Source organism: Phenylobacterium sp. (assembly GCF_046291545.1).
GTDB lineage: Bacteria > Pseudomonadota > Alphaproteobacteria > Caulobacterales > Caulobacteraceae > Phenylobacterium.
The window spans coordinates 1017249-1040447 of the sequence record NZ_JBKBSM010000001.1 but is presented as its reverse complement, the minus strand read 5'-3'; the positions used below and the strand labels follow the sequence as shown (position 1 = coordinate 1040447).

The window sequence follows — 23199 nt, the reverse complement described above, 5'->3', positions numbered from 1 at the left end:
CCGCCGACTGCGCACCGGCTCAGAAGAAGTCCGGATCGCCGGCTTCAACCGGCTCCTCGGCGGTCTCCTCGCGGCCGAAAGCGCTGGCCATTCGATCCGCAAGGGCGCCCAGGGTGATGCCGGCAAGAGCGTCGGTGACCGGAACCGTGGCCGCGGCGGGCGCATCCTCGCTGAGGCGGCGGGCGAAGGCCGACAGGCACGTCAGGTGCTGGGCCAGGAGGTCCACCACGTGCATGCCCTCGGTGAGGCGCTGGCGCTGCGCCGGCGGCAGGGCCGGCATCAGTTCGCCCACGATCGCATCGAGCGAGACGCAGCGCGCGCCCGCCAGTTCGATCTCCCACGCCAGCACGTCGAGCATGGTCGCCAGGCTCGTCTCGAGCGGCGGCTCAGCCAGTTTATGCACCCCCACGACCCACCTCCCGTTGTCAGCTCGAACAGTGTTCGAACGGCGCTAACAGGCGATGAACGCGGGCGAACCGGCTCAGGCGCGCAGGGCCGACACGTAGGTCCCCATGTCGAAATAGTCGCGCCAGACCTTGATCTTGCCGTTCTCCATCTGGAAGACGCCGCAGCAGGGCAGGTCCACCGGCTTGTCGCCCACGCGGGTGCGGTCGAGCCGCTCGGCGACCACCACATCGCCGCGGGAGACGAGCGTCAGCACATCCCAGGTGGTGGAGGTCCAGTCCTTGACGAAGGCGCCGATGAAAGCGCGCAAGGCGGCGTGGCCGGCGACCGGCTGGGTCGGCATGTTGTGATAGACCCCGTCAGGGGCGAAGAAGCCCACCAGCTCGTCGACGTCTAGCCGCGACCAGGCGGCGATGAAGTCGGCGATGGTCTTTTCGTTGTCCGTCATGCGTTTGCGCCCTCCCCGGCGCGATCGGCGATGGTCTCCTCCCGCTGGACGACGACGGGCGGCCGGAAGCCGGGCTCCAGCGCCTTCAGCGGATGGGATGCGGTGACCTGGCCCATGAACGGCGGCCAGATTTCATAGCCCAGGAGCTGCTTGAGGCGGGGCGACATGGCGCGGACCATGGACGCCGGGATCGCCAGGTAGAAGTTCTCCTGCGTGCGCGCCCACGGTTCGCAATACTGGTTGGTGAAAGCCAGGCGCGGCCTGTCCGAGCGGTTGGCGCCGCCCCGGTGAAGCAGGGTCCCTGCAAAGATCGCGCAGGCCCCTGCCGGCATGACCATGGGCCGCATCATGGCCGTCAGCCGTTCCGGCTCGGCCATCAGGGCCTCGATGTCGGCGTCGCTCCAGCGGTGGCTGCCCGGGATGATGTCGGTGGCGCCGTTGCGGTCGGTGAAGGCGTCGACCGCGGCGATCAGGGTGTAGCTGATCGCCGGGCGGGGCCGCGGCTGGCGATAGAAGCCGTCGTCGTAGTGCAGGGCCTGGGCCGCCTCGCCGGGGCGGATGCTGATCGCCTGACTGGCGGTGAGCAGGAAGCCGGGCTGCAGCACACGGTCCAGCAGGGCCATCACCCGCGGCTCCTCGGCGAGCCGTTCGAACACCGCGCCGCGCGCCACCAGGGTGTAGACGCGCTCGGTGGCGAAGCCCTCGAAGGCGTTGCGCCCGGTGTGGCTGCCCAGGTAGGGCGCCAGGGCGCGCCGCGCCTCGGCCAGGTCGGCGGCGCCCATGAAGTCCTCGATCACCGTGAAGCCGTCGACGTCCAGGCGCGCGGCGTGGGCTTCAAGGTCGAAGCCATCGACGGATGCCTTCATGGCCGCATCCTCCCCACATTGTCATTGCGGCGATGGTGCGGCCTGGGCGGAGACGGCGCAAGCGCCGCCGCCGCCTCGTCCGGCTAACGCGGCGCAATGTCGAAGGCGAGGTGCCTGCGCGGAGCGATCCAGGTGTTGAGCGCCTCGAAGCGCAGCCTGGCCTCGGCCGGCTTCGGCGTCGCCTTCAACAGCAGGGTGATCTGGCCCCGGGCCGGAACGGTGACGATGTCCGCGCCGTCGTAGAAGCTGGCGTTGGACACGTTGCGCAGCACAAGATCGGCAGGGGAGCTGTTGGCCAGGGTCACCGGCGTGACGGCCGTGTTCGCCAGCGGATCGGCCACGGTCATCGTCAGCGCTCCGCGCACCACGTCGGCGACGTGGGCTTCACGGCCGATGAGGAAGCTCTTGTACCAGGCCACGGTGCGGCCGGCCTGCAAGGCGGCCTTGATCGCCGGCAGCGACTTCTCCTGCGCGAGGACAAGGGTCACGGTGCGGTGCCCGCCGCCGGGTACGTCGTAGTCCCAGTCCACCAGCTCGTGCACGTCGGAGGTGCCGAGGATGGTCAGGTTGTTCTGCAGGGCGATGGTCAGGGCCTCTTCGGACAGGTCGGGACCATTGGCGACCTCGATGCCGTGCAGGAGCTTCTTGGCGATCAGGTCGCGGTGCATGTCGGTGAGCTCGGCCACGCCGCTGGGTCGTTGCGCATGCCAATACGGGTGGTTCCAGAAGACGAAGGCGCCCTGGTCGTTGGCCTCCTTCAGCGAGGCTTCGGCGTCATCGACGAGCAGCTTGTTGGCGTCGGCGATGAAGACCGCGTTGACGTGGCCCGGAGGCATGCTGCGGGTGACCTCGGCGCCCGGGATCACGAGCAGGTCGGGCTTGGCCAGAGACTTGGAGAGCTCGTAGGACCGGTTGCGGTCCGGGTGGGGGATGTCGGCCCTGTGCGGCTGGTACTCGATGTGCTCGGTCACCGCATAGGCCGCCAGCCCGTCGCGCTCGGCCTCCCAGACCCGCACGCTGGGCCACACGTGACCGTCGGAGAAGACGCTGTGGGTATGCAGGTCCACCGGCAGCACCAGCGCGCCGCTGGCCGCATTGGGGAACGTCATCCTGCGCGTTTCGGCGTCGCCTGCGTGGGCCACGCCCCCGATCAGCGCCCACGCCGCCAGAACCTTCACCAGAATCTTCATGCCGCCCTCCCTGATTCCAGGCGCGACTTTGCCCCGCCCGGATCACGCTTTTGTGGCGTGCCTGCGAAGACGGCGTGGACAGCCGCTCTCGAAATCGGTGGCCGCCTTCGCGCTGCGGCGGCATGATCGACCGCTTGCGCCATCCGAAGGACCGGCATGGACTCCGCACCCGAGACTGCATCCACGGTCTGGCCCGCCCGCGTGGGGTCCTCGAGGCGCAGCGTGCTCGGCGGAGCCCTGGCCGCCGCCCTTTCGGCGCCGCTGACCGGCGCGGCGCGCGGCGACCTTGTCTGGGGCGTCAACGGCCATCCGTTCACCGCCTATCCGGGCATTCCGCTGGAGCAGCAGCTGGACCTTACCCGCGACCTGGGCATGACGAGCTACCGGGTGAACGGGGCGGGCGTGGCCGAGCTCGACCACATCCTGCCGCTGGCCGAGGCGCGCGGGATCGCCATCCTGCCGATCCTGGAGGTCGATGGCTGGACGGACTCGCCCCTCCCCCAGGTGCGGGAGCGCGCGTTCGAGCTGGGGCGGACCATGGCGCGCCACTTCCGCGGGCGCGTGCCGGTCTGGGAGCTCGGCAACGAGATGGAGAACTTCGCCATCATCCAGCCCTGCGAGATCCGCGACGACGGCACGAAGTACCCTTGCGAATGGGGACCGGCCGGCGGGGTCGGCCCGCTCGAGTACGTGGGCGCTCGCTGGGCGCAGGTCAGCGCGGCGCTGGACGGCCTGTCCAAGGGGGTGGCAGAGGGCGACCCCAAGGCCCTGCGCGCCATGGGCACCGCCGGCTGGGGCCATCTGGGCGCGGTGGAGCGGATGGCGCAGGACGGCCTGGCCTGGGACATCACCGTCTGGCACGACTACGAGGGCGTCCGCGAGAGCTACCTCGCCAAGCTCGCCTCCTACGGGCGGCCCATCTGGATCACCGAGTTCAACGCCGGCGGCGGCAACTTCGCCAGCCGCGCCGAGAACGCGCGCCAGCTCGCCGCCCGCATCGCCTACTATCGGCGCATGCGCACCGCCTACCGGATCGAGGCCGCCCACGTCTACGAGCTGCTGGACGAGCCCTACTGGAGCGATTTCGAGGCGCACATGGGCCTCTACACCGTCGTGCGCGACAAGACGCGCGGCTGGCGGGTCGGTCCGCCAAAGCCGGCGGCGAAAGCGGTGAAACGGGCGCTGGGGACGACCTGAACGGCGCCCTCCGTAGTTCCGCGGAGTGCCGCGCCGGCGGCGGGCGCAGTAGGCTGGCGGCGCTCAGGTGAGCGATGGAGCAATCCTGGTCGCCATGGACTTCAGATGAACGCCACGGTCGATCCCCATCCCCTTCGGCCCGTCCCGTTGACGGCCGCACGGGTCCGTCACCACATCCCCGGCCGCACCCGCCTGGAGGCCGGCGCCGTCCTTGACGCGGGCCGCGCAGATGCGCTGCGCCAAGCCCTCGCTCGCCGCGGGTGGACCCTGGCCGGATGCAACGCCGTGACCCGCAGCCTTCTGGTGCGGCATCCTCAGACGATCCCGCCTGGCCAGGTGGCGGAGACGGTCGCGATCATCCTGGCCGGCGCTGGCGGGCCCACCGCCGGATTCGCCGGGGAGGCGGATCCGGAGATCGGTCATCTGATGGCCGCCCCCGTCCCCGCCGTTCTGGAGATGCTCGGCGCGACCACCCGCGGTCTAGACGAAGCCGAGGCGGGCCGGCGCCTGTCGCTCTACGGCCCCAACGCCTTGCCGCCGCCGCAGCGGCGATCGCGGGCGACGATCCTCGGCGGCCAGCTCACCAACCTGCCCGCCGGACTGCTCGCGGGCTCGGCCGTGCTGTCGCTCGCCACCGGCGGCGTGTTCGACGCGGTCGTGACCCTTGGCGTGATCGCGTTGAACGCGGCCATCGGCTTCGGCACGGAAGACGCGGTGGAGGGGCTGATCGCCCGCCTCGGAAAGCCGGTGGAGCACGCCACCGTCGTGGTTCGCGGCGGTCGGGCTCGCAGCGTGATGTCGCGGGAGGTCGCGCCGGGCGACCTCATCGCCCTCGGGCCGGGGCAGGCCGTGCCGGCCGACGCGCGGCTGATCGAGGCGCGGGACCTGACCGTGGACGAGTCCATCCTGACTGGCGAGAGCCTCGGCGTGGAGAAGACCGCCGCCCCCGCGCCGACCAGCGGCGCACGCCTGGCCGAGCGCAACAACATGGTCCACGCCGGTTCGGTGGTGATCGGCGGCCAGGGCCTGGCGGTGGCCGCCCGCACCGGCGGACGCACGGAAGCCGCCGCCGTGCGCGGCCTGATCGCGGCGGCCCGGCCGCCGCGCCCGTTGATCGAAGAGAAGCTGGACGAGCTGAGCCGCGTCATGGCGGTGGCCGCGATCGGAGCCAGCGGCCTGGTGTTCGCCATCGGGCTGATGCGCGGGCGACCGATGGTCGAGCTGGTGCGCAGCGCCGTCGGCCTGGCGGTGGCGAGCCTGCCCGAGGGCCTGCCGGCGGTGGCCACCACCACCTTCGCGCTGGAGGCGCGAGCCATGGAGAAGCGCGGCATCCTCGTGCGCATGCTGCCGGCGATCGAGTCGATCGGCGCGATCGACACCCTTTGCCTGGACAAGACCGGCACCCTTACCGAAAACCGCATGAGCGTGGCTGGCGCGGCGGGGGGCAGCGCGCTCTACGCCGTCGACGCCGCCGGCGCCCTGGTGCGCGAGGACGGCGAGCCGGCCCAGGAGAAGGACCGCCGCGCCCTGGCCGCCCTGGCCGAGGCGGTCGCCCTGTGCAACACCGCCGAGCCGTCGAGCGAAGGCCACGAGAACGGCAGCGGCACGGAGCTGGCGCTCCTGGAATTCGCCGCCCGCGTCGGGACCGATGTGGCCGCCGTTCGCGCCGCCGCCCCCTGCATGGCGGTGCGCGAACGCACCCAGACCCGGCGTTTCATGTCGACGCTGCACGCCGCCGACGGCGAGACGCTGCTGTTCATGAAGGGCGCGCCGGAGGAGGTGCTGGCGCTCTGCCGGCACGAACGGCGCACGGCCGGCCGGGCGCCGCTGGACGCGGCCAGGCGAGAAGAGATCCTGGCGCAGAACGCGGCCCTGGCCGGCATGGGCCAACGGGTGCTGGGGGTGGCCCGGCGACGCTCGCGCACCGGCGCCTTCGACCCGGAGCGGCCGGATGACCTGGAGTGGCTGGGTCTCGTCGGTCTGGCCGATCCCTTGCGGCCGAGCGCAAGGGCGGCGGTCGCCGCCTTCCAGGCCGCGGGGGTGCGCACCCTGATGATCACCGGGGACCAGCCGGTCACCGCCCAGGCCGTGGCCGAGGCGCTGGACCTGGCAGGCGGCGCGCCTGTGCGGGTGGTCACCGGCGGCGAGATCGCGGCGATGGACGACGCCGCCCTGGGCCGCGCGGCGGCGGAGGCCACGGTGTTCGCCCGCGTCACCCCGGCGGACAAGCTGCGCATCGTGCGCGCCCTGCAGGCGAGGGGCGCCGTCGTCGGCATGCTGGGCGACGGGGTGAACGACGGCCCGGCCCTGCGCGAGGCGCGGGTCGGCATCGCCATGGGCAGGAAGGGCTCGGACGTGGCGCGGGAGGTCGCCGACGTGGTGATCGCCGATGACGACCTAGCGGCCCTCGGTCGCGCCATAGGCCGCGGGCGCTCGACCGACGACAACATCCGCAACGCGCTTCGCTTCCTCCTGCCGCAGAACCTGGCCGAGGTGCTGGTGATGCTCGTGGAATCCTTCGGCCCGCCCCAGGAGCAGGAGACGCCGATGGAGCTCTTCTGGCTGAACCTGGTCAGCGACGTCTTTCCGGCCATCGGCCTAGCCACGGCCGAGCCCGCCGGCGACGTCATGTCGCGTCCTCCGCCGGACCTGCGCGGCCCGATCCTGGGCCGGGCCGAACGCGGACCGCTGCTGCTGGACGGCGTGCAGATGGCGATGGCGGCCCTGATCCCGCACTTCGTCGGCCACATGAGCGGGACCGCGCCGGCCCAGGTTCGAACGGCCACCTTCGTCTCCCTCGCCGGCGCCCAGCTGGCTCACGCGTTCTCGCTGCGCGACCGCTCCGCGGGCGACCCGGCCGCGCGCTCGCTCAGCGAGCGGCGGCTGGAGCTGTCGCTGGCGGGCGCCGCCGGGCTGCTGGTGCTGCCGTTCGCCGTGCCCGGCCTCGGCCGCATGCTGGGCGTCGGCCGGCCGCACCCGCGGCTGATCGGCGTGACCGTCGCCTCGGTCGGCGGCTCGATGCTGCTTTCGGAGTTGCGGCGCGGACGGCGCGCCGGCCGGATCACGGCCCTGGGCGCATCCGCCGGGCCGCCATCAGGCTGAGCGCCTGGCCGAACAGCGCGCTGGCCGGACCGACCACTTGCCCCCGCGCGAGCTGAACGGCGCCGGCGGCGACCAGGGCCAGGAAGGTGAGTTCCGACAGGCTGGTGCGCCCCCCAAGGGCGTGGCGCGCAGCATGGTCAAGGGCGTCAATCAGCCGGGCGCCTGTGGTCAGGGCGTCGGCGGCGGCCGAGTCCTCCGGCGCCTCCTCCTCGATGGTCGCGCCAGTGGCGGAGGCCAGGGCTTCGGCCAGCGGCGCCCAGTCACCGATATGAAAGATCACCAGGGAGCCGGTGGCGGTGCGGGCCTCCACCTTGCTCACGCCCGGCAGTGCGCCGACCCGTTCGGCGAGGCGGCGGCCCTCCTCAAGGTCGCCCCGGATCTGGGGCGCTTCCAGCCGGACCCGCCCGGCGGTGCGGTGGGCGAGGCGCATGTCCGCTTACCCGGCTGCGGATTCGGATGGAGGCGCATCGGGAGCCTCAGCCTTCGCCGCGGCCATGGCCGAAGCGGCGGCGGCGGCGCCGGCGGCGGCGGCCTGGGCGGCGGTGGCGGCTGCGCCCGCCTCCTCATGAGCGAGTTCGTGCGCGACCTCGGCCAGGAGGTCCTCCAGGTGCTCGCCGGCGCGCATGGCGGCCGTCTGGGCGCTGGCCAATCCGGTGAAGCCCGCCTTCAGCGCTGTCTTCAGGGCTGGCCGGGCTATGCGGAACACGGCCGGAGCCACCACGGCCGCGCCGACTCCGATCGCCGCCCCCGCCACCAGTCCCGCCCGCAGCGGCCAATCTCTGAGCGCCATGTTCCGTCCCTTCGCCGTCCGCCTGCGCGTGGAGCCTACCACACCCGACGCCGCGCACGAGCCGACCGGATTTCAGACTCCGGCGCGCGCCCCGGGCCAGCCTTGATCGACGTCAAGCGCATCATGGAGCCGTGCGGCGCCGTTCGTAGATCAGGTGACTCTGAGTTCGGCGGCGTCGCGCACCAAAGCGGAAGCGGTGGCGGAGAGGGAGGGATTCGAACCCTCGATACCCTTGCGAGTATGCCGCATTTCGAGTGCGGTGCTTTCAACCACTCAGCCACCTCTCCAAGCCGGGCGAGGCCGCCTTCGGGAGGGGCCCGCTGAGTGAGGCGCGGAACCTACTCATCCGCCCCGGCGCGCGCAAGCCTTTCCAGCGCGGCGGATTTCAGCGCGGCCAGAGCACCATCTGGGTGCAGCGGAACAGGGCGATGACCTTCCCTGTGCTGAGGTTCCGGGCCTCGGCGTCCCACACCTGGGTCATGCGCCCGCCGTGGACGAGGCGCGCCTCGCAGGCCACCGTCTCGCCCTCTTGCGCCGTGCCCAGGTAGTTGGTCTTGAGCTCGATCGTGGTGAAGCCCGAGGCGCCTTCCGGCAACGAGCTCATGCAGCCGTAGCCGCAGGCGGAATCCACCAGGGCGACCACCGAGGCCGCATGCATGTAGCCGTTCGGCGCCATGTGTCCGCGGGCGACCACGAAGCGGCCGCGGGCCTCGCCGTGGCTGACCTCATCCCAGGCGATGCCCAGCTCGCCAGGCAGGAAGCCGCGCTGGCGCTCGGCGAACTCGGCGGCCTTGTTCTCACCGGACATGGGTTGGCTCCTCCGCCTTTTCCTGCAGGTGGGAAGCCGACGTCGGGTAAGGCAAGGCTTGGCCCCTCAGGCGTCGGCCGGCAGCACCACCACTCCGTCGGAGTCGGCGTGCAGCATGTCGCCCGGAACGAACACCACGCCGCCGAACGCCACAGGGGTGTCGACCACGCCCTCGCCGCGCTTGACGCTGCGCATGGGAACCGAACCCAGCGCCTTGACGCCGAGGTCCATGCCGCCCAGCACGGCGACGTCGCGCACCGCCCCGTTGATCACCACCCCGGCCCAGCCGTTGCGCACGGCGTCGGCGGCCAGGACGTCGCCCAGGAGGGCGCGGCGCAGGGAGCCGCCGCCGTCCACCACCAGCACCCGGCCGTAGCCCGGCTCCGAGAGCGTGGCCTTCACCAGGCTGTTGTCCTCGTAGCAGCGCACGGTGCGGATCGGCCCGGAAAAAGACCGCCGCGCGCCGAAGTCCCGGAACTGAACCAGGCAGACTTCGGCGGTCTCCTCGTGTTCGTCGCAGAGGTCTGCGACCGAATGCCCGTCATCGCTCATGTGAGTGCCGCTCAGGCGAGCGCCTTTCCCTTGTAGCCGTCGCGCAGGTCGCGCTTGAGGATCTTGCCGATGTGGCTGCGCGGCAGGGTGTCGACGAGCATCAGGTCGGCCAGGCGCTGGGTCTTGCCGACCTTGCCGTTGACATAGGCCATGATCTCGTCGGCCGTCGCGCTCTTGCCCTGGCGCAGGACGACGAAGGCCACGGGGGTCTCGCCCCACTTCTCCGAAGGCACGCCCACCACCGCCGATTCCAGCACCGCCGGATGGGTCGCCAGCTCGGCCTCCAGGTCGGACGGGTAGATGTTGAACCCGCCGGAGATGATCATGTCCTTCTTGCGGTCCATGAGGGTGAGGAAGCCGTCCTCGTCGAAGCGGCCGACATCCCCCGTGCGGATGAAGCGCAGGCCGTCGGGGCTGTACCACTCGGCCTCGGCCGTCTTGCCCGGCTGGTTGTGATAGCCGACCATCATCGCCCCCGAGCGGCCGACCACCTCGCCGATCTCGCCCTGGGGCACTTCCTTGCCGTTCTCGTCGATCAGGCGGATGTCGTGGCCCGGCAGCGGCCGGCCGACGGTGTGCAGCTTGTCCGGATGCTCGTGGGCGACGAGGCCGCAGGAGCCGCCGCCCTCGGTCATGCCGTAGTACTCGATCAGGCCGCCGGGCCAGCGCTTAAGCACGTCCGCCTTCACTTCCGGCGAGAAGGGCGCGGAGGTCGAGAACTTCATCACGTAGCTGGACAGATCATAGCTGTCGAAGTCCGGCCGCTCCATGATCCGGCGGTACTGCACAGGCACCAGCATGGCGTGGGTGGCGCGGTGCTTTTCCGACAGCTTCAGGAACTGCTCGGCGTCGAACTTGGGCATCAACACGGCGGTGCCGCCGTTGGAGACGGTGGGCAGGAAGGAGACCAGGGTGGTGTTCGAATAGAGCGGGGTCGAGACCATGGTCACCGAGCCGGCGGGATAGACGCCGCGGCGGATCTGCCCCCACCGCATGGCGTGCGGCTGGACGATGCCCTTGGGCGTGCCGGTGGTGCCCGAGGAATAGATGATGTTGAAAGCCTGGTTCGGCTCGACGCTGACCGGCGCCGGCTTGGCGCCTTCCGGGGCCAGCCAGGATTCGAAGGCGAGGCCGGCGTCCGAGCCGTCGAGGGCCACACGCCGGGCCTTGATCTGGTCGGCCACGCCGGCCAGGGCGTCGGCCACGCCCTTGTCCAGGAAGAAGACCTTGGCCCCGGAGTCGTTGAGCATCATCACCAGGCTCTCGGGGGTGGACGAGGGCGCCAGCGGCGCCACCGCCGCGCCGGCCCGCAGGATCCCGAGGAAGGTCGCGCCGTACTCCACCGAGGTCGTCGCGCAGACCGCCGCCACGTCCTTGTTGGCCACGCCGTCGCGCTGCAGGGCCGCGGCGATGCGGTCCATCAGGGCGTCGAGGCCGGCGTAGGAGAGGGTGCGGCGGGCGTCGACCAGGACGTCCTGGTCCGGGCGCTCCTTGGCCTGCTCGTGGATCACCTCCGGCAGGGTGGCGAAGTCCCGGGTGAGGATCTCTTCGACGGACATGCAACTCCTCCCAATCACGCTTGCTCGGCCAAACGCCTGTTCGAACGCGTATGCTGCTTAGCCCTTCGCCCGCCGCGGCGACAACCGCAATCGACGCGGCAGGCCCTTGCGGACGCGGCGTCAGGCGGTGAAGCTAGGGCCGGCCGCCGATCCATTGGGCGGCGATGCATTGAAGCCGACCGCGGCCGAACCGCGGCGCACCGATCATTTGAGGGACGAAACACCCATGGCCGAAGAGATGATCTCCCTGGGCGCGCGCCTGAAAGCGCTGGCGCAGATGAAGGCCGACGCCCCGGCGGTGAGCAGCGGCGAGACCACACTCACCTACGGCGAGCTGCACCGGCGCACGAACCGCATCGCCCGCGCCCTGGCGGAACTGGGGGTGAAGTACGGCGACCTCGTCACCCTTGGCCTGCCCAACAGCGTCGGCTTCGTCGAGGCGACCTGGGCGATCTGGAAGCTGGGCGCCACCCCGCAGCCGATCTCCTTCCGCCTGCCCAAGGCCGAGCTCGAGGCGATCATGGAGCTGGCGGCCACGCCGGTGGTGATCGGCGAGTTCGCCCACCAGATCGACCGGCCGCTGGTGGGCGTGGACGACCTGCTCGCCCGCTCCACCGACGAGACCGACCTGCCCGACGTGACCGCTCCCGTCTACAAGGCCCCGACCTCAGGGGGCTCCACCGGACGCCCCAAGCTGATCCTGTCGGGCAATCGTGGCGAGACCTCGAAGGAGATTCCGCAGGTCGGCGGCTTCCGCGTCAATCCGGACTCCACCATGGTGATCCCCGCGCCGCTCTACCACAACGCCCCCTTCGGCATGGCCGCCGCCGGAATCACCGTGGGCGCGCATGTGATCGTCATGCCGAGGTTCGATCCGGAAAGGACCCTGGAGACCGTGCAGCGCCACAGGGCGAGCTGGCTCTACCTGGTGCCCACGATGATGAACCGCATCTGGCATCTGCCGGAGGAGGTGCGGTCGGCCTACGACGTCTCCTCGCTGACGACGATGTGGCACATGGCGGCCCCCTGCCCGCCCTGGCTGAAGGAGAACTTCATCCACTGGTTCGGACCGGAGACCGTGATGGAGCTCTACGCCGGCACCGAGGCCCAGGCGGTCACCATCATCAACGGCGCCGAATGGCTCGAGCACCGCGGGTCGGTCGGCCGCGTGTCGGTGGGCGAGATGCAGGCGTTCGACGAGGACGGCAGGCCCCTGCCGGCCGGCGAGGTCGGCGAGATCTACATGCGCCGCCCGGCCGGCGCGCCGCCGTCCTATCAGTATCGCGGCGCCACGCCGCGCACCCTGCCGGGAGGCTGGGAGAGCCTGGGGGACATCGGCTGGTTCGACGAGGACGGCTATCTCTACCTGGCCGACCGGCGCACCGACATGATCCTCGTGGGCGGGTCCAACGTCTATCCGGCCGAAATCGAGGCGGCGCTGGACGAGCACCCAAAGGTGATCTCCTCGGCCGTGATCGGCCTGCCCGACGACGACCTCGGCGCGCGGGTGCACGCCATCGTCCAGGCCCAGCCGGGAACCAGGGAGGCCGAGCTGCGCGAGTACGTCTCGGCCAAGCTTGTCACCTACAAGCAGCCGCGCAGCTACGAGTTCGTCGACGAGCCCCTGCGCGACGACGCCGGCAAGGTGCGCCGCACCGCCCTGCGCGACGCGCGCATCAAGGCCGACGCCTGACCTTCAGCCCGCGGCCGAGGCCGGCGCTGCGACCCTCCCTAGCGGACGGTTGTCGCCATTGCTGCGCTGCGATAAGCGGGACCGCATTCTTCTAAAGACGATTGTTTCGGGAGAGACCATGAGCATTAAGGGCAAGGCCTACATCATGGGGGCCTATGAGCACCCCACGCGCGATGCGCCCGACAAGTCGACCCCCCAGCTCCACGCCGAATCCGCCCTGGGCGCCCTGAAGGACGCCGGACTGAGCAAGGACGACGTCGACGGATACTTCTGCGCCGGGGACGCGCCGGGCTTCGGCGCCATGTCGATGGCCGACTACATGGGCCTGAAGCTGCGGCACATGGACTCCACCGAGACCGGCGGCTCGTCCTACATCCTGCACGTCAGCCACGCGGCCCAGGCGATCGCCGCGGGCAAGTGCAGCGTGGCCTTGATCACCCTGGCCGGCCGGCCGCGTCAGAACAAGTTCGGCTTCGGCGGTCCGCGCCTGAAGCCCGGCGAACTTGGCGACGGGCCGCCGGAAGCCGGCTTTGAGAACATCTACGGCGGCACGACGCACAACACCTACGGCATGTGCGCCATGCGTCACATGCATGAGTACGGCACCACCTCGGAACAGCTGGCCTGGATCAAGGTGGCCGCCAGCCACCACGCCCAGTGGAACGAGCACGCCTTCCTGAAGAACGTGGTCACCGTCGAGGAGGTGGTGAACTCGCGGATGATCGCCGATCCGCTGCACCTGCTGGACTGCTGCGTCGTCACCGACGGCGGCGGCGCGCTGATCGTCACCAGTCCGGAGGTGGCCAAGAGCCTCAACCGGCCGAAGGTGAAGGTGATGGGCGCCGGCGAGGCGCCCAAGGGCCCGGCCGGCGGCCAGGATCTGGACCTGACCTATTCGGGGGCGGTGTGGTCGGGCCCGCGGGCGTTCGAGGAGGCGGGCGTGACGCCGGCCGACATCAAGTACGCCTCGATCTACGACAGCTTCACGATCACCGTGCTGATGCAGCTCGAGGACCTGGGCTTCTGCAGGAAGGGCGAGGGCGGCAAGTTCGTGGCCGACGGCAACCTGATTTCCGGCGTCGGCAAGCTGCCCTTCAACACCGACGGCGGCGGCCTGTGCAACAACCACCCGACCAACCGGGGCGGGATCACCAAGGTGATCGAGGCGGTGCGCCAGTTGCGCGGCGAAGCCCATCCGAAGGTCCAGGTTCCGAATTGCGACCTCGCCATCGCCCACGGCACGGGCGGTTCCCTCGGCGTGCGCCACGGCGCGGCCACCCTCATCATGGAACGGGAGTAGGCCCGATGAGCGATCAAGCCGTCAAAGACGCCCCCAAGGCCGAGACCCGCAAGATCCCCGCGCCGGTGGTGACGATCGAGTCCAAGCCGTTCTGGGACGCGGCCGCCGAGGGCCGGTTCCTGATCAAGCGCTGCAAGGCGTGCGGCAAGGCCCACTGGTATCCGCGCGCGGTGTGCCCGATCTGCTTCTCGACCGACACGGTCTGGGAAGAGAGCCCGGGCGAGGGCGTGATCTACACCTACTCGGTGATGCACCGCTCGCCGACCGGCCCCTACGCCATCGGCTACGTCACCCTGGACGAAGGTCCGGCGGTGCTGACCAACTTCGTGGACTGCGACCTCGGCGCGCTGGCGATCGGCCAGCGGGTGAAGGTGAAGTTCCAGGACACCGAGAGCGGCCCGCCCGTGCCGGTGTTCTCCCCGGTCTGACGCTGCATCTCCTCCCCCTGTCCGGGGGAGGAGACCGCCGGCCGGGAGGCGCGTCACACTTTCTCGTCTCCGGCGAGCTTCACCCCGAGCTCGGCCCAGACCTCGTCGGTGTTCTCGCCGAGGCGCGGGGGATGGCGCCGGATGTTCGAAGGGCTCTTTGAGAACTTCACCGGGGGCTTCATCGCGTTGTAGGGCCCCGCGTGCGGGTGCTCGTAGGTCTGGAAGAAGCCGACGGCCTGCAGGTGCGGATCCTGCGGCAGGTCGTCCATCCGGTTGGTGCGCACCACCGGGATCGACAGCGGCTTCAGGAGGTCCAGCCACTCCTGGGTGGTCCGCGTTTCGGTCACCGTCTCCACGAGGCCGTAGAGTTCCTGGATGTGGCGGGCCCGTGTGGCGTAGTCGGAGAAGCGCGGGTCCTTGCCGAAGGTCTCGCCCATTCCGGCGGCCGCGAAGAACTGGTCCCATTGCTTATCCGTATACGGAAGAAGGCCGATGTAGCCGTCCTTCGTCTTGTAGGGCTTGCGGTTCGGATTCATCACGCGCTGGTAGCCCCACTGGCCGATCGGCGGCTCCCAGGTGTGGTCGTAGAGGTGCTCGACGAGGTTGAAGCTGGTCACGCACTCCAGCATCGGCACCTCGATGAACTGACCCTCGCCGGTGCGCTCGCGGTGCAGCAGTCCGGCGGTGATCGCCTGGCACATGAACAGGCCCGACACCTTGTCCGCCACCAGGGTCGGCAGGATGCGCGGCGCCGGATCGCCGTCGATGCGCGGCAACAGGTCGGCAAGGCCCGAGGCCGATTGGATCAGGTCGTCATAGGCCGGCTCGCCCGCATAGGGTCCGTCCGAGCCGTAGCCCGCGGCGTGGACGTAGACGATGTCCGGCTTGATCTTGACCACGTCCTCGTAGCCGAGGCCCAGGCGCTTGAGCCCCTCATAGCGCACCGAGGCGGCGAACACGTCGCAGGTGGCGATCAGCGCCTCCAGCTTCACACGGGCCTGGGGATCCTTCAGGTCGACCAGCACCGAGCGCTTGTTGCGGTTGATGGACATGAAGATGGGGCCGAGGTCGCGCGGCGCGCCCTCCGGCACGTGACCCGCCCAGCGCATGATGTCGCCGCCGTCGCCGCGGCCCGAGCCTGGGTCCTCCAGCTTGAACACCTCGGCCCCCTGGTCGCCGAGCATCTGGGTGGCGTAGGCGCCGAAGACGACGCTGGTGAGGTCGAGAATGCGGACGCCGGCCAGCGGCCCGGTGGCCTTGGTCTGGAGCGTTCCGGCGGTCTTGGCGGTCATGCGGGCAATCCCTCCCTGTCGTGTCTATGGGCTTCGGCCTGCGATGGGCGCAGCCGCTCCAGGGCTGCGCGCAGCTCGCCGATGATCAGCGCTTCCTTCGCCTCCAGGCGGCCGACCGGCCCGGCGACGCCCAGGGCGAAGACCCGGCCGTGGGCGCCGCGCGGCAGCGGCGCCCCGATCACCCCCGCGCCCTGCGAGACCGTGTGCTTGGAAACGGCGTAGCCGCGGGTCCGCACCTCGTTGACGCGGCCCATCAGGGCCTCGCGCGAGAGCGGCTGCGCCTGCCCCGGCTCGGCGTTGATGCGCCGGCGCAGGCGCTCGATCTCCTCGTCGGACTTGGCGCTCAGGAGACACCAGCCCAGGCCCGAGGCGGCGAGCGGCCGCCGCGCCCCCGGCGGGACCGAGAACTGCAGCGGTTCGGCCGAATGCAGGAGGTGGACGTACTGGGCGAAGAGGTCGCTCTGAGTGGCCAGGATCACCGTCTCGCCCGTCACCGCCCGCAGCCGCTCCATCGCGCCCAGGAGCGCGCCGTCGCCAAACAGGGCGTCTGGCACCCAGGCGCCGAGCGCGGAGATCCGCATGGTCGGGAAATAGGTGCGGCGGTCGCGGTCGTAGTCCAGGTAGCCGAGGGCGACGAGCGACTTCAGCAGGGCCGAGCCGCTGGAGGCGGGGTAGCCGAGGGCTTCCAGGATGTCCTTCAGGGCCAGGGGCCGGCGCTCACGGTCGAACAGCTCCAGGATCTCAAAGGCGCGCCGGGCGGACTTGACCGCATCCCTGTCCATTGCTGCCCGACCCCACGAATTCACATGCGTGAAAATGCGATCCACGTATAGGAAATGCTTAGCTCCGGCCTTAGGAGTTGACCAGGACAAAACATACGGCGGAGGAGGGCGCATGAACTTCGAACTTTCCGAAGAGCACCGGATGCTCAAGGACCTCGTCGAACGCTTCGTGCGCGACGAGCTGATCCCCCTGGAGCCGGCCGTGCTGGCCCGCGACGCCGACGGGAAGGGCATCTGGCTGAGCCCCGAGGAACGCGCGCGGGTAGACAAGGTCTCGCGCGAGCTCGGCCTCTGGGGGCTGGACGCGCCGGAGGATGTGGGCGGCTCGGACCTGCCGATGGTCGCCCTGGTCGGCGTGAACGAAGCGATGGGTTCGACGGTCACGCCCTACACCCTGCCGCCGGACTCGCCGAACCTGCGCATGCTGATGGCCACGGTGAACGAGCAGCAGCGCGAGGCCTATCTCGCCCCCTACGCCCGCGGCGAGACGGTGAGCGCCATCGGCATCTCCGAGCCGGGCGCCGGCGCCGACCCCGCCGGGATGATCACCCGGGCGGTGCGCGACGGCGACGACTGGGTGATCAACGGACGCAAGATCTGGACGAGCCGCGCCGCCGAGGCCGACTTCACCATCGTCATGGCCGTGACCGACCCCGAGAAGCGCGCCCGAGGCGGGATGAGCGCCTTCCTGGTGGACAAGGGCACGCCCGGCTTCAACGTGCTGCGCCGCATTCCGATGATCGGCGGCGCCTTCACCTACGAGGTGGCGCTGGAGGACTGCCGCGTTCCCGGCTGGAAGCTCCTGGGGACCGAGGGCCAGGGCTTTGCGCCCATGCAGACGCGTCTCGGCACCCGGCGGATCCAGATGGCCGCATGGTCGATCGGCCTTGCCCAGCGGGCGCTCGACATGATGTGCGAATACGCGCCGCAGCGGGTCACCTTCGGCCAGCCGCTGTCCAACCGCCAGGCGGTGCAGTGGTGGGCCGCGGACGCAGCGATGAAGATCCATGCGGCGCGGCTGATGACCTACGACTGCGCCTGGAAGCTCGACGAAGGCCGCGACGTGCGCAACGAGATCTCTATGATCAAGGTGTTCGCCACCGAGATGGCCTGGGAGGTCATCGACCACGCCATGCAGTGCTTCGGGGCCATGGGGATGACCAAGGACCTGCCGCTGCAGCTGATGGCCGCCAGCGTGCGCAACATGCGAATCTACGACGGGCCCTCGGAAGTCCACCGCATGGTGGTGGCCCGCAACCTGATGGGGACGAGACGATGACCAAGGTTCTGGCCGACCACCTGAGCGTCACCCGCGACGGCCATGTCGCGACGGTGGAGTTCAATCGCCCGCCGAACAACCACGTGAGCGTCGAGCTGGTGCGGGGCCTGGCCGACCTGCTGGAGGAACTGGACCGCGACAACGGCGTGCGCGCCGTCGTCCTGTGCTCGGCCGGCAAGCCGTTCTGCGCGGGGGCGGACCTCGTGTCCGCCGACGGGATCGGTGGCTCGGGCATGAGCGGCATCGCCCCGCTCTATGACCAGGCCGTGCGTCTGTTCTCGATCGAGACGCCGATCGTTGCGGCGGTGCAGGGCGCGGCGGTCGGCGCGGGACTGGGCTTGGCCCTGGTCGCCGATTTCCGCGTGGCCGCGCCCGAGGCGCGGTTCACGGCCAATTTCGTCAAGCTGGGCTTCCATCCGGGCTTCGGCCTGACCCACACCCTGCCCCGGGTGATCGGCCAGCAGCGTGCGGACCTGATGTTCCTCACCGGACGCCGCATCAAGGCCGAGGAGGGCCTGGCTTGGGGCCTTGTCGACGAGGTCGCGCCGCTGGAGAGCCTGCGCGAACGGGCCCAGGAGCTGGCGGCCGAGATCGCCGAGAACGCGCCCCTGGCGGTGGTGGCCACGCGCAAGACCCTGCGCGGCAAGCTCGCCCAGGCGGTGCGCGCCCAGACCAACCATGAGCACGAGCAACAGGCGATTCTGCGTGCGACCGAGGACTTCGCCGAGGGCGTCCGCGCCGTGCAGGAGCGTCGTCCCGGGCGGTTCCTCGGACGCTGACTCGGCGCCGGCTTGGAACAAAGGGCGGCCGCCGAGGCTTGATTCCGGTCAACGACGGGGACGCGACGATCGTTAACGTTCCCTCGACCAACCGGCGGACAGGGAGACGTCCGATGGCCTACACCTTCAACGATGCGGCCGCCACGGCGGTGGGCGAGAGCATGGCCCGCGCCATGTGGGAGGGCTACGAGCTCTGGAAGAGCGGCTGTGAGCTCTGGCTGGAGTACCTGGCCGAACTGCCCTCGGCGCGCACGCCCGAGGCCCTGATGGACGTCAATACCCGGTTCCTGGCCCGCAGCCTCAACGCACCCGGCTTCGCCTCCGGCGAGTTGATGAAGGATCAGGGCCTCACCCAGCCGGTGCTCAACGACGAGTGCTGAACACCGCGTGGTGAGCGGTCGGCGCCGCGCCTCCTCCGCCCCAGAACATCAAACCGGCAGGTGAGGGCGAGGGATCAGGCCGGCGGATTGCGTCCCATCCGCGCGTAGGCCTGGCGCGGGATCTCGCCTGGGGCGGCCTTGGCCAAGCGCGCCAGGCCGCTCAGCAGCGGCTGGGCCATCCGCCGACGGCTGCGGCTCACCGGAAGGGCGAGTTCGCGGCGCGTCCAGTCCGGCAGCAGGTCGATCGCCGCTTGAACCACCAGCGGCTGCAGGGCGCGTCCGGCGAAGCCGAGCGGCGAGGTGGTGGAGACGATCTTCAGGAACTCGCCGATGATCGGGTGCGGCCGCAGCTTCGGCCGCATGGCCAGCATCCAGGCCTCCGCCTCGGCCGCCGACCGCGGCGGGTCGACCGCTCCGAAGGCTTCGCCCATGCGCGCGCCCTCGGCGTAGTAACGGTCCTGGTCGGCGCGGCTCAGCCCGGGCTCGACGTGGCGCAGATAAGCGCTGAGGAAGCCGTAGCCGGCGGTCAGGTGCACCCAGGTCATCAGCTCCGGCTCCAGCGCCGCATAGGCCTGGCCCTCGGGCGTGGTCCCGCTGACCCGCCGGTGCATGCGGGTGACCATGTCGACCCTGGCCTGGGCGGCCGCCGTGGGTCCATAGGTGGTGATCATCGCCGCTTCGCCGGTGCGCTGCATGCGCGCCAGCGGATCGGTGCGGAAGGTGGAGTGATCCCAAACCCCCGAGCGAACCCGCGGCTCGGCCAGCTCCAGGATCACCGCGGCGATCCCGCCGACCGCCAGGGACACGGGATTGGCGTGCACCCGCCAGGCGACGGAGTCGGGACCGTAGAAGCCCGGATCGCCTGTGGGCTGGGTGTAGTCGACTCCACTCTTCCCGCCGACGATGTGCGTCTGGGCGCGCGCGGCGGCGGCGCCCAGGGCCGCCCGCGCCGAAGCCGACAGGTCGCTCATCGCCGGGCTCCGCTAGAGGCCCAGCACGAGGCGGGCGATGATGTCCCGCTGGATCTCGTTTGAACCGCCATAGATGGTCGAGGCGCGGTTGTTGAGGTAGCGCGCCATGGACGTCAGCCCGTGATCCGGGCCGATCGCCTCAAGGTTCGAGCCCGCCTCCCGCGCCAGCGGCTGGTGGACGGCGGCGTAGGACCCGATGGCCTCGATCGCCAGTTCGTCGATCCGCTGTACGGCCTCCGCCCCCTGCGCCTTCAGCATGGACGAGGCGGCGCCGGGGTTCTGGCCCGAGACCAGCGCGCTCAGCACTCGGCGCTCCGACATGTCTATGGCCTGCACGGCGATCTCCGCTTCGGCGAGCTTTCGTCGATAATGCGCGTCCTGGAGCATGGTGGCGCCCTGGTCGCTGGGTTCTGCGACCGCGGCCGCTCGCACCCGGTCCAGGCCAACGCCGAGTCCGGGCGCCGACCCGCCGCCGCGCTCGAACTCCAGAAGGTGTTTCGCCACCGTCCAGCCCTGGTTCTCCTCCCCCAGCCGGTGGGCCTTTGGGACCCGCACCTCGTCGAAGAAGACCTGATTGACCTCGTGCTCGCCCGCCAGGGTGATGATCGGATCCACCCGAATTCCAGGAGACTGCATGTCCAGAAGCAAAAAGGTGATGCCGGCCTGCGGCTTGCCCTCGGTCGATGTCCGCACCAGGCAGAACATGCGGTTGGCCCAGTGGGCGTGGGTCGTCCAGATCTTGCTGCCCGACAGCACGTAATCGTCGCCGTCGGACACCGCGCGCAATTGCAGCGACGCCAGGTCCGAGCCCGACCCCGGCTCGGAATAGCCCTGGCACCAGTAGTCTTCCCCGGACAGGATGCGCGGCAGGTAGTGCGCCTTCTGCTCGGCCGTGCCGTAGCGCATGATCACCGGCCCCACCATGCGCAGGCCCATGGGGGCGAGGCTGGGAGCGCCGGCCCGCACGCACTCGGCCGCGAAGATCGAGCGCTGGGTCTCGGTCCATCCTGGACCGCCGTAGGCCTTGGGCCAGCTTGGAGCGACCCATCCCCGGCCGTGGAGGATCTTCTGCCAGGGCAGGCTGAAGCGCTTGTCGCAGAAGACGCTGGTCATGCGCCGGCCGGCCTCTCTCAGCTCCGGCGGCAGCGCCTCGTCCAGGAAGGCGCGCACCTCGTCGCGGAACGCCAGGTCTTCGGGGGTCAGGTCCAGGTTCACGCCGCGTCCTTGCTCCTCGCCCAAGGGCGGCTTCAGCTCCGCCTCCGTCTTGGCGCCAGCTTGCTGAGCGATGGCGCGAGACACAAGCTGTCTGAACCGACAGGCCCGCAGACGAGCCGAGCGTCGAACGCGCTGGGGTACTCGAAGGATCGCCGCCTCACCCTGGGTTCGGCGCGGACGCCGCGGCGGCGTGGACGGTCAGGCGCCCGCGGCCCGCCGGCGGGCGAGGCCTTCCACCACGCCGATGCAGATCAGGAACTGGCCGAGGTAGTAGAGCGCCCAGATCGCCACGCCAATCCCGAACACCCCCTTCAGCGCCCCGTCCCGGCCGAAGATCAACAGGTCCGAGACCACGAACATCAGGGCGCCCAGGCCGGTGAGATAGCGCGGGAAGCGGCTGATCCAGGCGCAGGCGGCCATGAGCGACAGGCCCAGGGCGTAGAGCGCCACGCCGGACGCCAGCGCCCGGTCCGCCGGCAGGGAATAGGCGATGGCCACGGTGGCGGGCGGCAGGATGGCGGCGAACAGGAGCTGGCTTGTCGTCAGGCTCGGCCGGCGGTTGCGCAGGTATAGGGTGATCGCCACGAGGTGGCCCGCCAGGAAGGCGAAGGCGCCGGTCACCAGCCCGTGGGTCTCCAGAAGGACGTCGCCCAGAGCGCCGAGGGCGAGGACGGCGACGAGCAGCCAGCCGTCGAGGCCGCGCGCCACGCTCGCCGCGTAGACGGCCATCAGGGTCAGGCCGGCCCCCTTCCAGGCCGTCGAGACGACCGCCGGCAGGTCAAGGTTCCACGAAGCGACGTAGCTCGCAGCCGCCACGAAGGAGAGCAGCAGCGCCACCCGCCCCAGAAACCCCAATCGTGTCAACGTCATGACCCCCAACCGCGACCACGCGCGGCAGGCACCTTAGCAGGTGCGGGGGGCGCGCCGAAAGCCCGCCCCGGAGGGTTTCAGGCGTCCTGCATCCGCCTGAGCCACCACTGGTTGAGCCGCCAGATCGCCGCCTCCAGCGGGGAGAGCCTCCCCTGGCGCGCCATCGGTGCGTTGAGGCCGCGCCAGACCAGGTCGTTGGCCGCGATGTCCTCGGCATGGACATGGGCGGTGAACTGGGCCGAGGCCTCCACGATCTCTTCGTATTCCGGCAGGGCCCTGGCCGAGGCGGGGACGCAAACGTGAATGCGCAGCAGGAGGCGCCCGGCGGCCGTCGGCAGGACCTGATACCAGGCCATGCCCGCCCCATGCAGGGCGATCATGAAGTGCGGATAGACCACGGCGGCGAAGAGGTCGCTGGCCTGCCAGGGCTCCAGCCCCGCGATCAGAGGGGGAGAAGAGGCCTCCGGATGGGCCGCCGGCATGTGCAGCACGGCCCAGGCCTCGTCGCCGAACACCTTGGAGTCGGCGGCGTGGAAGACCGGCTCGAACGTCTGAGAATGGGTGGCGATGTGGTGGTAGGCCTCCATGAAGTTCTCGACCAGGACCTTCCAGTTCCAGCCGCTGTCGAACTCCAGCGTGCGGGCCACCACCATGTCGGTCATGCCGAAGGCCTCGAAATAGCTTCGAAGCCCTTCGACCTGGGGCGCGAACGGCGCCGCCTCGCCGTCGAGGTTGACCAGGATGAACCCTTCCCAGGTCTCCGAGCGCACCAGCGGCAGACTGCAGTCGGCTTCGGAAAAGCCTTCCGCCCCCTCCATCAGCGGGGCGCGCACCAGCCGGCCCTCCGTGTCGTAGGACCAGGCGTGGTACGGGCAGGTGAAGAGCTTGCGCGTGCCGGCGCCTTCGGCCACCGGGGCCGAACGGTGGCGGCAGACGTTGGAGAACACCCGCACGCGCCCGTCCATCCCGTGGGAGACGAGCAGGGGTTGCCCCATCAGGTCGATGCACAGGTAGTCGCCGGGGTTCGGCGTCTGGTCCAGGCGCGAGACAGGCGCCCATCCGGCCCGCATCACGCGGTCGGCTTCGCGAGCGTAGACGTCCTCGCGGACATAGGCGGCGGGCGGCAGCGTCCAGGCCTGCTCCAGGGGCGCGGCGACGCGGGCGCATTCCTCGGCGGTCAGGCCGGGCGGCGGGATCGGTGGCATGGGCGGTTCCTCCGCACATCATGCTGGGGGCTGGTCGGCCGCCTGTCAATTATTTTGATCGTTCGTTATAAAATAGACGCCGCGGCCT

23 protein-coding genes and 1 tRNA gene are annotated in these 23199 nt (G+C 70.4%); 8 read left to right on the top strand and 16 right to left on the bottom strand.

Features of this window, described 5'->3' with window-relative positions; genetic code table 11:
- Nucleotides 1-19 precede the first annotated feature (19 nt).
- The 4 genes from ACK4YQ_RS05160 to ACK4YQ_RS05145 form a co-directional block, all read right to left on the bottom strand.
- The gene (locus tag ACK4YQ_RS05160) at nucleotides 20-409 is read right to left on the bottom strand and encodes a hypothetical protein (RefSeq protein WP_409608949.1); all 390 of its coding nucleotides are present in this window, start codon (nucleotides 407-409) and stop codon (nucleotides 20-22) included.
- 72 nt (nucleotides 410-481) lie between these two features.
- Nucleotides 482-853, bottom strand: coding sequence for a limonene-1,2-epoxide hydrolase family protein (locus ACK4YQ_RS05155; protein ID WP_409608947.1), 372 nt, complete (start codon nucleotides 851-853; stop codon nucleotides 482-484).
- On the bottom strand, nucleotides 850-1719 hold the full coding sequence (locus ACK4YQ_RS05150; RefSeq protein ID WP_409608945.1) for a phytanoyl-CoA dioxygenase family protein: 870 nt from the start codon (nucleotides 1717-1719) through the stop codon (nucleotides 850-852). Before ACK4YQ_RS05150 ends, ACK4YQ_RS05155 begins: the two co-directional genes overlap by 4 nt.
- 83 nt (nucleotides 1720-1802) lie before the next feature.
- Nucleotides 1803-2909: an Sb-PDE family phosphodiesterase gene (locus ACK4YQ_RS05145; protein ID WP_409608943.1), complete on the bottom strand. Its 1107-nt coding sequence runs from the start codon at nucleotides 2907-2909 to the stop codon at nucleotides 1803-1805.
- 156 nt (nucleotides 2910-3065) lie between these two features.
- Between ACK4YQ_RS05145 and ACK4YQ_RS05140 the strand changes: the two genes are divergently transcribed.
- Nucleotides 3066-4106 (top strand): hypothetical protein, encoded by a 1041-nt coding sequence (locus tag ACK4YQ_RS05140; RefSeq protein ID WP_409608941.1) that lies wholly within the window; start codon nucleotides 3066-3068, stop codon nucleotides 4104-4106.
- 105 nt (nucleotides 4107-4211) lie between these two features.
- The gene (locus ACK4YQ_RS05135; RefSeq protein WP_409608939.1) at nucleotides 4212-7208 is read left to right on the top strand and encodes a cation-translocating P-type ATPase; all 2997 of its coding nucleotides are present in this window, start codon (nucleotides 4212-4214) and stop codon (nucleotides 7206-7208) included.
- Here ACK4YQ_RS05135 and ACK4YQ_RS05130 read toward each other — a convergent pair.
- The 6 genes from ACK4YQ_RS05130 to ACK4YQ_RS05105 form a co-directional block, all read right to left on the bottom strand.
- Entirely contained in the window at nucleotides 7168-7638 is a 471-nt protein-coding gene (locus tag ACK4YQ_RS05130; RefSeq protein WP_409608937.1) for an HMA2 domain-containing protein, read from the bottom strand. The genes ACK4YQ_RS05135 and ACK4YQ_RS05130 overlap by 41 nt on opposite strands.
- Nucleotides 7639-7644: 6 nt before the next feature.
- Entirely contained in the window at nucleotides 7645-7998 is a 354-nt protein-coding gene (locus ACK4YQ_RS05125; protein WP_409608935.1) for a DUF5132 domain-containing protein, read from the bottom strand.
- A gap of 197 nt (nucleotides 7999-8195) precedes the next feature.
- Nucleotides 8196-8285 (bottom strand) — tRNA-Ser (locus tag ACK4YQ_RS05120).
- Nucleotides 8286-8383: 98 nt separating this feature from the next.
- Nucleotides 8384-8806, bottom strand: coding sequence for a PaaI family thioesterase (locus ACK4YQ_RS05115; protein WP_409608933.1), 423 nt, complete (start codon nucleotides 8804-8806; stop codon nucleotides 8384-8386).
- Between the two features lie 66 nt (nucleotides 8807-8872).
- Nucleotides 8873-9358: a ribonuclease E activity regulator RraA gene (rraA, locus tag ACK4YQ_RS05110; protein ID WP_409608931.1), complete on the bottom strand. Its 486-nt coding sequence runs from the start codon at nucleotides 9356-9358 to the stop codon at nucleotides 8873-8875.
- 11 nt (nucleotides 9359-9369) lie between these two features.
- A complete protein-coding gene (locus ACK4YQ_RS05105; RefSeq protein WP_409608929.1) occupies nucleotides 9370-10917 on the bottom strand; it encodes a class I adenylate-forming enzyme family protein in 1548 nt (515 codons plus the stop codon).
- Nucleotides 10918-11143: 226 nt separating this feature from the next.
- Between ACK4YQ_RS05105 and ACK4YQ_RS05100 the strand changes: the two genes are divergently transcribed.
- The 3 genes from ACK4YQ_RS05100 to ACK4YQ_RS05090 all read left to right on the top strand — a co-directional run bounded on the left by ACK4YQ_RS05100 (nucleotide 11144) and on the right by ACK4YQ_RS05090 (nucleotide 14338).
- Nucleotides 11144-12610: an AMP-binding protein gene (locus tag ACK4YQ_RS05100; protein ID WP_409608927.1), complete on the top strand. Its 1467-nt coding sequence runs from the start codon at nucleotides 11144-11146 to the stop codon at nucleotides 12608-12610.
- A 118-nt stretch (nucleotides 12611-12728) separates the two neighbouring features.
- Nucleotides 12729-13910 carry a thiolase domain-containing protein gene (locus ACK4YQ_RS05095; protein ID WP_409608925.1) on the top strand — a complete coding sequence of 394 codons (1182 nt, stop codon included), beginning with the start codon at nucleotides 12729-12731 and terminating at the stop codon, nucleotides 13908-13910.
- Between the two features lie 5 nt (nucleotides 13911-13915).
- On the top strand, nucleotides 13916-14338 hold the full coding sequence (locus ACK4YQ_RS05090) for a Zn-ribbon domain-containing OB-fold protein (protein WP_409608923.1): 423 nt from the start codon (nucleotides 13916-13918) through the stop codon (nucleotides 14336-14338).
- 53 nt (nucleotides 14339-14391) lie between these two features.
- Here the strand turns inward: ACK4YQ_RS05090 and ACK4YQ_RS05085 are convergent, their stop codons facing one another.
- Nucleotides 14392-15630 (bottom strand): CaiB/BaiF CoA transferase family protein, encoded by a 1239-nt coding sequence (locus ACK4YQ_RS05085; RefSeq protein ID WP_409608921.1) that lies wholly within the window; start codon nucleotides 15628-15630, stop codon nucleotides 14392-14394.
- Nucleotides 15627-16412 carry an IclR family transcriptional regulator gene (locus ACK4YQ_RS05080; RefSeq protein ID WP_409608919.1) on the bottom strand — a complete coding sequence of 262 codons (786 nt, stop codon included), beginning with the start codon at nucleotides 16410-16412 and terminating at the stop codon, nucleotides 15627-15629. The genes ACK4YQ_RS05085 and ACK4YQ_RS05080 overlap by 4 nt, the downstream gene beginning before the upstream one ends.
- A 112-nt stretch (nucleotides 16413-16524) precedes the next feature.
- On the opposite strand from ACK4YQ_RS05080, the gene ACK4YQ_RS05075 reads away from it, so the two are divergent.
- The 3 genes from ACK4YQ_RS05075 to ACK4YQ_RS05065 all read left to right on the top strand — a co-directional run bounded on the left by ACK4YQ_RS05075 (nucleotide 16525) and on the right by ACK4YQ_RS05065 (nucleotide 18850).
- Complete coding sequence (locus ACK4YQ_RS05075) at nucleotides 16525-17691, top strand: acyl-CoA dehydrogenase family protein (RefSeq protein WP_409608917.1); 1167 nt, start codon at nucleotides 16525-16527, stop codon at nucleotides 17689-17691.
- A complete protein-coding gene (locus ACK4YQ_RS05070; protein ID WP_409608915.1) occupies nucleotides 17688-18470 on the top strand; it encodes an enoyl-CoA hydratase/isomerase family protein in 783 nt (260 codons plus the stop codon). The genes ACK4YQ_RS05075 and ACK4YQ_RS05070 overlap by 4 nt, the downstream gene beginning before the upstream one ends.
- Nucleotides 18471-18583: 113 nt before the next feature.
- Nucleotides 18584-18850: a hypothetical protein gene (locus ACK4YQ_RS05065; RefSeq protein WP_409608913.1), complete on the top strand. Its 267-nt coding sequence runs from the start codon at nucleotides 18584-18586 to the stop codon at nucleotides 18848-18850.
- 74 nt (nucleotides 18851-18924) lie between these two features.
- Here the strand turns inward: ACK4YQ_RS05065 and ACK4YQ_RS05060 are convergent, their stop codons facing one another.
- From ACK4YQ_RS05060 to ACK4YQ_RS05045, 4 genes are all read right to left on the bottom strand, one after another.
- Nucleotides 18925-19821 (bottom strand): oxygenase MpaB family protein, encoded by an 897-nt coding sequence (locus ACK4YQ_RS05060; RefSeq protein ID WP_409608911.1) that lies wholly within the window; start codon nucleotides 19819-19821, stop codon nucleotides 18925-18927.
- 12 nt (nucleotides 19822-19833) lie between these two features.
- On the bottom strand, nucleotides 19834-21036 hold the full coding sequence (locus ACK4YQ_RS05055) for an acyl-CoA dehydrogenase family protein (protein ID WP_409608909.1): 1203 nt from the start codon (nucleotides 21034-21036) through the stop codon (nucleotides 19834-19836).
- Between the two features lie 198 nt (nucleotides 21037-21234).
- On the bottom strand, nucleotides 21235-21906 hold the full coding sequence (locus tag ACK4YQ_RS05050) for a lysoplasmalogenase family protein (RefSeq protein WP_409608907.1): 672 nt from the start codon (nucleotides 21904-21906) through the stop codon (nucleotides 21235-21237).
- A 77-nt stretch (nucleotides 21907-21983) separates the two neighbouring features.
- Nucleotides 21984-23111 carry an aromatic ring-hydroxylating oxygenase subunit alpha gene (locus ACK4YQ_RS05045; RefSeq protein WP_409608905.1) on the bottom strand — a complete coding sequence of 376 codons (1128 nt, stop codon included), beginning with the start codon at nucleotides 23109-23111 and terminating at the stop codon, nucleotides 21984-21986.
- Nucleotides 23112-23199: the final 88 nt, after the last annotated feature.

Coding starts and splice junctions, on each gene's coding strand:
- ACK4YQ_RS05155 (WP_409608947.1), bottom strand. CDS start 853: ATGACGGACAACGAAAAGACCATCGCCGACTTCATCGCCGCCTGGTCG.
- ACK4YQ_RS05150 (WP_409608945.1), bottom strand. CDS start 1,719: ATGAAGGCATCCGTCGATGGCTTCGACCTTGAAGCCCACGCCGCGCGC.
- ACK4YQ_RS05145 (WP_409608943.1), bottom strand. CDS start 2,909: ATGAAGATTCTGGTGAAGGTTCTGGCGGCGTGGGCGCTGATCGGGGGC.
- ACK4YQ_RS05140 (WP_409608941.1), top strand. CDS start 3,066: ATGGACTCCGCACCCGAGACTGCATCCACGGTCTGGCCCGCCCGCGTG.
- ACK4YQ_RS05135 (WP_409608939.1), top strand. CDS start 4,212: ATGAACGCCACGGTCGATCCCCATCCCCTTCGGCCCGTCCCGTTGACG.
- ACK4YQ_RS05130 (WP_409608937.1), bottom strand. CDS start 7,638: ATGCGCCTCGCCCACCGCACCGCCGGGCGGGTCCGGCTGGAAGCGCCC.
- ACK4YQ_RS05125 (WP_409608935.1), bottom strand. CDS start 7,998: ATGGCGCTCAGAGATTGGCCGCTGCGGGCGGGACTGGTGGCGGGGGCG.
- ACK4YQ_RS05115 (WP_409608933.1), bottom strand. CDS start 8,806: ATGTCCGGTGAGAACAAGGCCGCCGAGTTCGCCGAGCGCCAGCGCGGC.
- rraA (WP_409608931.1), bottom strand. CDS start 9,358: ATGAGCGATGACGGGCATTCGGTCGCAGACCTCTGCGACGAACACGAG.
- ACK4YQ_RS05105 (WP_409608929.1), bottom strand. CDS start 10,917: ATGTCCGTCGAAGAGATCCTCACCCGGGACTTCGCCACCCTGCCGGAG.
- ACK4YQ_RS05100 (WP_409608927.1), top strand. CDS start 11,144: ATGGCCGAAGAGATGATCTCCCTGGGCGCGCGCCTGAAAGCGCTGGCG.
- ACK4YQ_RS05095 (WP_409608925.1), top strand. CDS start 12,729: ATGAGCATTAAGGGCAAGGCCTACATCATGGGGGCCTATGAGCACCCC.
- ACK4YQ_RS05090 (WP_409608923.1), top strand. CDS start 13,916: ATGAGCGATCAAGCCGTCAAAGACGCCCCCAAGGCCGAGACCCGCAAG.
- ACK4YQ_RS05085 (WP_409608921.1), bottom strand. CDS start 15,630: ATGACCGCCAAGACCGCCGGAACGCTCCAGACCAAGGCCACCGGGCCG.
- ACK4YQ_RS05080 (WP_409608919.1), bottom strand. CDS start 16,412: ATGGACAGGGATGCGGTCAAGTCCGCCCGGCGCGCCTTTGAGATCCTG.
- ACK4YQ_RS05075 (WP_409608917.1), top strand. CDS start 16,525: ATGAACTTCGAACTTTCCGAAGAGCACCGGATGCTCAAGGACCTCGTC.
- ACK4YQ_RS05070 (WP_409608915.1), top strand. CDS start 17,688: ATGACCAAGGTTCTGGCCGACCACCTGAGCGTCACCCGCGACGGCCAT.
- ACK4YQ_RS05065 (WP_409608913.1), top strand. CDS start 18,584: ATGGCCTACACCTTCAACGATGCGGCCGCCACGGCGGTGGGCGAGAGC.
- ACK4YQ_RS05060 (WP_409608911.1), bottom strand. CDS start 19,821: ATGAGCGACCTGTCGGCTTCGGCGCGGGCGGCCCTGGGCGCCGCCGCC.
- ACK4YQ_RS05050 (WP_409608907.1), bottom strand. CDS start 21,906: ATGACGTTGACACGATTGGGGTTTCTGGGGCGGGTGGCGCTGCTGCTC.
- ACK4YQ_RS05045 (WP_409608905.1), bottom strand. CDS start 23,111: ATGCCACCGATCCCGCCGCCCGGCCTGACCGCCGAGGAATGCGCCCGC.